The sequence below is a fragment of the Bacillus sp. C30 genome, assembly GCF_040838255.1.
GTDB classification, from domain to species: domain Bacteria; phylum Bacillota; class Bacilli; order Bacillales; family Bacillaceae_G; genus Bacillus_A; species Bacillus_A mycoides.
Window position 1 is genome coordinate 1 of sequence record NZ_JBFPJH010000564.1, and the last position, 1,845, is coordinate 1,845.

Annotated in this window: 2 protein-coding genes and 1 pseudogene; 1 reads left to right on the plus strand and 2 read right to left on the minus strand. The window is 33.5% G+C overall.

All coding sequences use genetic code 11. The features are described 5' to 3' along the window. Positions 1 to 184 (plus strand): hypothetical protein (locus tag AB3X49_RS22865; protein WP_367964935.1); only part of this gene is annotated, 184 nt, incomplete at its 5' end. Positions 185 to 630: 446 nt separating this feature from the next. On the opposite strand, the gene AB3X49_RS22870 is transcribed toward AB3X49_RS22865, so the two are convergent. Next, complete coding sequence (locus AB3X49_RS22870; RefSeq protein WP_367964937.1) at positions 631 to 1,281, minus strand: MarR family transcriptional regulator; 651 nt, start codon at positions 1,279 to 1,281, stop codon at positions 631 to 633. Positions 1,282 to 1,542: 261 nt separating this feature from the next. Next, positions 1,543 to 1,845: pseudogene (locus AB3X49_RS22875) on the minus strand (plasmid recombination protein); the annotation flags it as partial.

Consider the following 1,845-nt stretch of genomic DNA (forward strand, 5'->3'; position numbering starts at 1 on the left):
AGAGGATTCTCGTCTTTTTGCCCAAATTATGCATTTAAGAAGAAAAATCAAAGGTACTGGAGATAACCGTACCTTTACTATAACCCGTCTATTGGTTCTTTATACCAAAATTAAAAGTTTTGATACATCCTTTGCTTTTTGGCTAGAGTGCGGGCTCGTCGTGTGGGGGCGAAACCCCACGTAGTACATATTATATTTTTGAATAAGAACTATTTTTGAACGAACGATCTAAGCGATTCGGCTCGTATACTTGCTATCACAAGTCGATAACCATTGCTTTGCTTTTTGTCTGTCGGCTTGGCGATAAAAGCACACGAGCCGAAAAAAGTTTTGCAAGGACACAATAAAAAAAGAAAAAGCGTTAGCTTTTAGGTGAGGATAAACGAACCGACTTTTTTTATTGTGAGGGTGGAGATTTTTGAGTGTGTTTCTCAAAAATACGACCCGTTCCTTGCGGAACTTTTAGCTATATATATAAGAGTGAGAAGAGCAAAGTGAAGAAAGTCAGTAATACCAAGGGTTTATAAGACATAGGGTGTGAAAAAAAATTCACACCTGTGTGAATTTTTTTTCACACCTAAAAAGTGGTAAAAACAAAAAAAAAAAAGATGTCAATAGTAAAATTGACATCTAAAATAAGTAAACTGGCAATTTATGTTTTTTATTATCTCCACTGACTTTAAAATTTCTAAGTGACTTTTTAAAAATATGTTGAGTTGCTCGATCAACACTATCTTTTGGAGAACAACACATAATATTCGGATTTACAAACCATGTACGACTAGTGCAAGTTCTTCCATCATCAGTTGTCATTCCTGCTTCTGCAACACCTAAAACCCCTTTTTTTAATAAAGAATTCATTGTTTTAGAAACACTTTCTCTTGTTTTACCAAACTTTTCAGCTAAATAACTAGGTGTTGCTGCATTAGTTTCAATTTCATTACTATTACTCTTTTCAATGACTACATTAGTTTTAAATTCCAAATAAGAAGAAATTTGCAATAAAAACGCTTGCTCCGCATTAGTAAAATAGTCAATACGATTTAAATATTCCATATTGTCCATTATAATTTGCACAAACCTCACCCGATCTGTAGGTTTTTTCTTTTTCCCTATGAAATACTCATCTCCACCGGTTGTTTTACTTAATAACTGCAAGAGCATTGCTTTCTCTTCTTCTGAGTAACCACTGGCTTGCAACCGGTCATAAATACTATCAATCTTACTATCTCTTAATTTCGCTTTTTTTTCAGCTTGTCCAAAATCTACAACTTTTGTCATAAAATAATTCTCTCCCTTAGTGGAAGGAATCAACTTTTATATGTTAGAATGTATATAGAATATATATTGGTTGATTCCAACCTTATTATGAAAAACCGCCTCGCCGGCCAAAGCTGGGGCGGTTTTTCTTGTTTATACGTCTTTCTCTATAATAACATGAAACACCTTGTTAAAACTTTCCGGCTCTTGCAAAAACACAACATTCAACCCTCTTTTTTTTCTTCAAACTCATGCAATTCAATGCTTTCATCATTATCAATCCTATCTTTCCCTATCAAAATCTCGATGTCTGCTTATTTCTCTCTTATGTTCACGTTCAAATTGATTATCTATTCCCTTGCTACCCAATTCATTTTTAATAAGCCCTCTAAACGCCTTAAATTTCTCTTTAAAAACTTTTTTCGTTTGCACATACAAAACTCTTATATTCGTCTGTAAACCCTTTATATAAGCTTTTAATGAGCTGATTTCTCTATTTAATACACCAACTTCTTTTTGTAACTGACTTTTTTCTTGTTTCAATGTTCGATTTTCTTCCATCCATCCCTCTGCATGCACTTTTAA

Coding starts and splice junctions, on each gene's coding strand:
- AB3X49_RS22870 (WP_367964937.1), bottom strand. CDS start 1,281: ATGACAAAAGTTGTAGATTTTGGACAAGCTGAAAAAAAAGCGAAATTA.